Annotated in this window: 5 protein-coding genes; 2 read left to right on the forward strand and 3 right to left on the reverse strand. The window is 66.8% G+C overall.

What is annotated here, in order from left to right; genetic code table 11:
* Nucleotides 1-82 precede the first annotated feature (82 nt).
* The 3 genes from AC04L7_RS10230 to zwf form a co-directional block, all read right to left on the reverse strand.
* Nucleotides 83-601: a c-type cytochrome gene (locus tag AC04L7_RS10230; RefSeq protein WP_436000812.1), complete on the reverse strand. Its 519-nt coding sequence runs from the start codon at nucleotides 599-601 to the stop codon at nucleotides 83-85.
* Nucleotides 602-768: 167 nt separating this feature from the next.
* On the reverse strand, nucleotides 769-1482 hold the full coding sequence (gene pgl, locus AC04L7_RS10235; RefSeq protein WP_299344549.1) for a 6-phosphogluconolactonase: 714 nt from the start codon (nucleotides 1480-1482) through the stop codon (nucleotides 769-771).
* An 88-nt stretch (nucleotides 1483-1570) separates the two neighbouring features.
* Nucleotides 1571-3049: a glucose-6-phosphate dehydrogenase gene (gene zwf, locus AC04L7_RS10240; RefSeq protein WP_475512942.1), complete on the reverse strand. Its 1479-nt coding sequence runs from the start codon at nucleotides 3047-3049 to the stop codon at nucleotides 1571-1573.
* A gap of 124 nt (nucleotides 3050-3173) precedes the next feature.
* Between zwf and AC04L7_RS10245 the strand changes: the two genes are divergently transcribed.
* Together AC04L7_RS10245 and AC04L7_RS10250 are read left to right on the forward strand one after the other, a co-directional pair.
* Nucleotides 3174-3923, forward strand: a complete 750-nt coding sequence (locus tag AC04L7_RS10245; RefSeq protein ID WP_296281493.1) for a GntR family transcriptional regulator — start codon at nucleotides 3174-3176, stop codon at nucleotides 3921-3923.
* A gap of 464 nt (nucleotides 3924-4387) precedes the next feature.
* On the forward strand, nucleotides 4388-6627 hold a 2240-nt coding region (locus AC04L7_RS10250; protein ID WP_475512943.1), incomplete at its 3' end, for a DUF7507 domain-containing protein.

Here is a 6627-nt window from a genome sequence, read left to right on the forward strand (position 1 = left end):
GGAGAAGGAAAGCGGTTGAGATTCCCCACGACACAAACAAAAACGCCGCCCGCAGGCGGCGTTTCATGGAAGGCGCGAGGCCTTACTTGCTGTTGGCCAGCATCCAATCGACGGTGGCGTGGATCTGCTCGTCGGAGATGGCCGGGTTGCCGCCCTTCGGGGGCATGATGCCGCCGTCCGGACCGGTGAAGCCTTCGATCGCGTGCTTGTACAGGGTGTCGACGCCCTTGCTGGCGCGTGCGCCCATGCCGGCAGCGGTCAGCATCGGTGCCTTGCCGACGCCGTTGGTGTGGCAGGCGCCGCACAGGTTCTTGTAGATCTCGCCACCGTCCAGCGTGCCGCCGTAAGCGACCTGGGAGGAGGCAGCCGCCGCGGCGGCCGCGGCGGCTGCCGCTTGGGCCGCAGCACCGGTTTCACCGGCATAGACCGCGCCGGCCGGGGCAATGCGGGCCTCGGTGATCTGCACGGCCTTCGGATCCACTTCCGGCGGCAGGCTGTCGTGCAGGAAATACGCACCGACGATCAGGCCGGCGGTGACCAGCATCAGGAAGCCGATCACCATCGAGAAATGCTTGAGGAATTCGAGGTCGTAGTTACGCACTTTCCACCTTTGGCAGCACGGCCTCAGGGCCGCGCATGGCTACGAAAACGGGGGCCGACGGACAACGCGCTGCGCGATCCAGGCGGGGCCGGGCGCCGGAACGCCGCGGGCAAGGCCGCATTATAAGCAGTGAGGCCGTCTTTGCCTCAACAAGGGCGGTAGGGTGCTCACTGCGCCAGGTAGACCTGCAGCGGCGCGCGCAGGGCCTGCAACACCCCGCGGATGGGGTAGCCGGCTCCGGCGCCTTGGCCCGACAGCGCCTGCTGCAATACCTGTCGCTTCTCGCCGCCTTCGATATGGAGATACAGGTGGCCGGCGTCGCGCAGCATCGGCAGGGTGAGGGTGATGCGGGGCTCGCCCGCCCCGGGCGCATGCATCGGCAGTACGGTCGCCGGGGTGGCCGGATCCATGGCGTCGACCAGGCGGTCGCCGCCGGGGAAGAACGAGGCGGTATGCCCGTCGCCGCCCATGCCCAGCACGACCACGTCCAGCCTTGCCGGCAGGGCCGCCGCGATATCTGCCAGGGCCTCGTCCGGAGTGGGGGTGGCACGGTGGAGCGGCACGAAGTGCGCATCGGCAGCGGCGTGCTGCAGCAGGTGCGCCTTCACCAGGCGGGCATTGGAACGGTCATGATCGTCGGGTACCCAGCGCTCGTCGACCAGGGTGACGGTGACGTTGGCCCAGTCCAGCGGCTCCTTCGACAGCGCCTGCAGGAAGCGCCGGGGCGTGCTGCCACCCGACAGCGCGATGCTGGCATGGCCACGCGCCACGAGCGCGGTCCGCAGGTCGTCGGCCACGGCGCGTGCAAGCGCAGTGGCGACGCTGTCGCCATCGGGAAAGGGGTGCAGCTGGATCTGCAGCGAGAGATCGGTGGGGGGCATGGAGCGACTCGGGAGTGGGGGCTTCCCGGGGGAAGGCAGGTCGGCGTGGGGGCGCCAGGAAAGCCCCGCCTGGGCGGGGCCGGCGACGTCAGACGGTGTCTTCGTGCCAGGTGCGGCCGTCGCGCTCGACCAGGGCCACGGCGGCGCTGGGACCCCACGAACCGGCGGTGTAGGGCTTGGGCGTCTCGCGCCCGGCCTCCCAGGCGGAGAGGATCGGGTCGATCCAGGCCCATGCGGCCTCGACTTCGTCTCGGCGCATGAACAGGGTCTGGTTGCCGCGGACCACGTCCATCAGCAGGCGCTCGTAGGCTTCCGGCTGATGCACGCCGAAGGCCTCGGCGAAGCTCATGTCCAGCGGCACGTGCTGCAGGCGCAGGCCGCCCGGGCCCGGGTCCTTGATCATGATCCACAGCTTCACGCCTTCGTCCGGCTGCAGGCGCAGCACCAGCTTGTTGCCCATCACCGGGCCGGCGCTGTCGTCGAAGATGGAATGCGGGATCTGCTTGAACGCGATGACGATCTCGGAGACGCGCTCGGCCAAGCGCTTGCCGGTGCGCAGGTAGAACGGCACGCCGGCCCAGCGCCAGTTGTCGACTTCGGCCTTCAGCGCCACGAAGGTCTCGGTGCGCGAATCGGGTTTGYCGAGTTCGTCCAGGTAGCCCGGCACCGCGGCGCCGCTGCTGGCGCCCGCGCGGTACTGGCCACGCACGGACAGGTGGCCGACGTCTTCGCCGCGGATCGGCTTGAGCGAGCGCAGGACCTTCAGCTTCTCGTCGCGCACGGCGTCGGCCTGCAGCGCGGCCGGCGGTTCCATCGCCACCATGCACAACAGTTGCAGCAGGTGGTTCTGGACCATGTCGCGCAGCGCGCCGGAGGTGTCGTAGTAGCCGGCGCGCTTCTCCAGGCCGACGGTTTCGGCCACGGTGATCTGCACGTGGTCGATGYGGCTGGCGTTCCACAGCGGCTCGAACAGGATGTTGGCGAAGCGCAGCGCCAGSAKGTTCTGGACSGTCTCCTTGCCSAGGTAGTGGTCGATGCGGAAGATCTGGCTTTCGGCGAAGGCACTGCCGACGGCATCGTTGATGACCGCGGCGCTGGCCGAGTCGTGGCCGATAGGCTTCTCGATCACCACGCGCGCGTTGCCGGTATTCAGGCCATGGGCGCGCAGGCGGTCGCAGATGTTCACGAACAGCGTGGGGCTGGTGGACAGATAGAAGACGCGGATGCGCTCACCGGTGGTCTGCAGTCGGGCGGCGAACTCGTCCCAGCCCTCGTCCTTGGTGGCATCCAGGGCCATGTAGCCCAGCTTGTCGAGGAAGGCAGGCAGCTTGGCCTTGAGCGCTTCGTCGCCGCTGGCGATGCGGGCCAGCGCCTCGCCGACCTTCGCCCGGTATTCGGCATCGCCCTGCTTGTCGCGCGCCACGCCGAGGATGCGGCTCTCTTCCGGAATCTGGCCGTCGGCATAGCGTCGCAGCAGGCCCGGCAGCAGCTTGCGCAACGCCAGATCGCCGGTGCCGCCAAAGATGACGAGATCGAAGGTGTCGACAGGCAAGGTCTTCGCAGTCACGGGAGCGTCTCGGTGCTACAGGAATGAGCGATCACAATACCACCGGGGTACCACGGGATGCCAACAGGTCCGCTAAGTGAAAGGATTGTTGCGGTATTGGTACGGCACTGGTATTTTTATTGTCATGCAAACGAACCTGCTCGAGGAATACCAGCGGCTGCAGACCGGTGAGTCCACCCGGGCAGTGGCCTACCTGCGCCTGCGTCGCGCGCTGCAGAACCTGATGGATGCTGGGGTGCTGCGGCCTGGACAGGCGCTCCCCAGCGAACGCGACTTGGCCCAACTGCTGGACCTTTCGCGGGTGACCATTCGCAAAGCGTTGGCCGGCCTGATCGAAAATGGTCTGCTCGTGCAGCGACAGGGGGCCGGCACGTTCGTGGCCGAGCGGATCCTCCGCCAGTTCTCGCGCTTGACCAGCTTCACCGACGACCTGCGCGAGCGTGGTCTGAATCCGCAGGTGAAGTTTCTCGAGCGCACCGTGGGGGAAGTAACCCCCGAAGAATCGATGGCGCTGAACCTGTCGCCGGGCAGCGGCGTGGTGCGCATGTACCGTTTGCGGCACGTCGACGGATCTCCGATCGCCATCGAACGCACCCTGGTCCCCTACGCGCTGTTGCCTGATCCAGACAGCGTGACCACCTCTTTATATGAAGCGCTGGACGCCTATGGCCACCGGCCCAAGCGCGCCCTGCAGCGTCTGAGAGCCGTGGCGTTGGATGAGGAGGCGGCCCGCCACCTCGAACTGCCGGTGGGCGCGCCAGGCCTGCTGGTCGAGCGGCGCGCCTTCCTGGAGGATGGTCGGGTCGTCGAATCCACCCGGTCCTACTACCGCGGCGACGCCTACGACTTCGTCGCCGAGCTGCAGAGCGACTGATTCCCTGCCGGCCAGGCCGGCCATTCCCCGGGTTTGCTGTCCCTGCCTGTCCTGAACGGATGAGCGGGGTGGGCCTGCTTGCGTGGGCCTTTTCTGCCGCTTGTCTGTCGCAGCGGGCCACTGATCGGCCGCGGCGGCATTCTGGCGCCGGCATGCGCTGCTTCTGTGATGAAGTTCACGCGCTTACCTATTGACGTCAATGAGTTGACGTTAAATTAAAGTAAAGATGTAATAGAGATCTCACTTTAGTGTGAAAGATGTCCGCTTCGGGGTGTGAAGCGCGATTTGTGACGTGCGCACCAATTCGACCGGCCGAGTGGCCGTCGGGGAGCGCACCGACTTTCAAGACAGCCTTGGGGGAGGCAGTCCCGGCTGGCTTATCTCCCGATCCAGCGCAAGGGACCACCGTGCACGCTCCAACTCGATTCCGCCGTCTTGCCCGGAAGGGCCGCTCCCTCCTTGTAGTGGGGACGCTGGCCGTCTGGGGCGCATTCACGGCACCGGTCCTTGCGCAAACCCAGGTCACAAACACGGCCAACGTCGCGTTGCCGGCGGGCATCGTCGATACCAACACGGCCAACAACACGTCCAGCGTGACGGTGGGGGTTCTGGCGCTGCCCCGCCTGACGCTGGTCAAGCAGGTCGTCAATGACAACGGCGGTACCGCGCTGGCGACCGCTTGGACACTCACTGCCACCGGGCCGTCCACCACCATCTCGGGAGCGACCGGCACGGCGGCCGTCACCTCGGTCGCCGTACCTGCCGGCTCGTATGCGCTGACGGAGACCGGCGGTCCCGCCGGCTACACGGCAGCGACATGGAGTTGCGTCAAGAATGGTGGCGCGGCGGTGGCGGCCAACACGGTCAGCCTGGCCGGCGGCGATGTCGCCACCTGCACCATCACCAACAACGACCAGGCCGCGACGCTGACGCTGGTCAAGACGGTCATCAACGACAATGGCGGCACGGCCACGGTCGGTAACTTCCCGCTGACGGCGACCGGTCCCACGACCATCACGGGTGTCTCCGGCACGGCCGCAGTCACCAATGCCTCGGTCAGTGCCGGCGTGTACACGCTGTCGGAAGTGACGGCCGCGGGCTACGTGGCAGGCACGTGGAGCTGCACCGCCGGCTCGCTGTCTGGCAACCAGCTGACCTTGGCCAATGGCCAGAGTGCGAGCTGCTCGATCACCAATAACGATCAGGCCGCGACGCTGACGCTGGTCAAGACGTTGGTGAATACGGGCGGTGGCGCGGCGACCATCAGCGACTTCCCGCTGACCGCGACCGGTCCGACGACCATCACCGGTGTGAGTGGCACGGCGGCAGTGACCAATGCCTCGGTCAATGCGGGCATGTATACGTTGTCGGAACCGACGGTCGCCAATTACGCGGCTGGCAGCTGGAGCTGCACGGCGGGCACGCTGTCCGGCAACCAGCTCACGCTGGCCAATGGCCAGAGCGCAAGCTGCTCGATTACCAATACCTTCCAGCCCGCTCCGTCGCTTGCGCTGGACAAGACAGCGTCGCCGACCACAGTGTCGGCCGCGGGCCAGACGGTCACTTATTCGTTCCTGGTGACCAACACGGGCAACGTGGCGATCACGAGCCTGCAGATCAACGAGACTGCGTTCAGCGGTACCGGAGCGGCGCCGGTCATCAACTGTCCGGTCAGCACGCTGGCGGCGGGTGCGACGACGACCTGTAGCGGCACATATGTCGTCACGCAGCAGGACATCGACGCCGGCACGATCAGCAATACGGCAACGGCGTCGGGGACCAACCCCGCCGGCGGCACGACGACTTCGCAGCCCGATACCGCCACGGTCGCCTCGACCGCCGCACCGTCGCAGAGCCTGCTCAAGGCGCTGACGGGCAACGCGGACGGTGATGCCAGCGGGACGGTGAGCGTCGGCGACGTACTGACCTACACCGTCACCATGACGAACACCGGCAACACGACCCTGACCGGCGTGGTGGTGAGCGACAGCAAGATCACGCCTAACACGATCGCCTGCGCCAGCGTGGCGCCGGGCGGTACCTGCGTGCTGACGGGCAGCTACACGGTCACGTCGACCGACGTGACAGCGGGGAATGTCAGCAACACGGCGGTCGTGACCAGCCCTGTCTGCCCGGTAGGCAACACGACGGCTGCGTGCACCACCACGATCGTGACGCCGGTCGTGGCGCCCAGGGTGGAATACTTCAAGTCGGCTGACACGTTGGGTCCGGTGGCTGTCGGCGAGACGATCACGTATTCCCTGACGGCAGTCGTGGCCAACTCGCGCTTGGTCAATGCGCTGGTGCTCACCGATACCCTGGGCACAGGCCTGACGTTTGGCACCGTCACCAGTCAGACGCCGCCGGGCGCTTATACGGTCGACGCTGGTGGAGCGCCCGTCATTACGTTTACCCTGCCAGCAGGCACCCTGCCAGGCACGTACACGGTGGTGTACACCACGACGGTGAACGACCAGGCCGTCGTGGCCGTGACCAACCTGGTGACGGGCAACCAGGGCGGTTGTCAGATCGACAACGTTTGCGATACCTCCACGCCGGTGACGGCGCCTGCGGTGAGCTACAGCAAGTCGGCCAGCACGACCGGTCCGGTGGCGGTGGGTGAGACGATCACCTACACGCTGACGACGGTGGTGGCGAACTCGCAGACCACGTCGGTGACGACGCTGACCGACACGCTGGGCAC

The organism is Pseudoxanthomonas sp. LjRoot204_2, assembly GCF_056175765.1.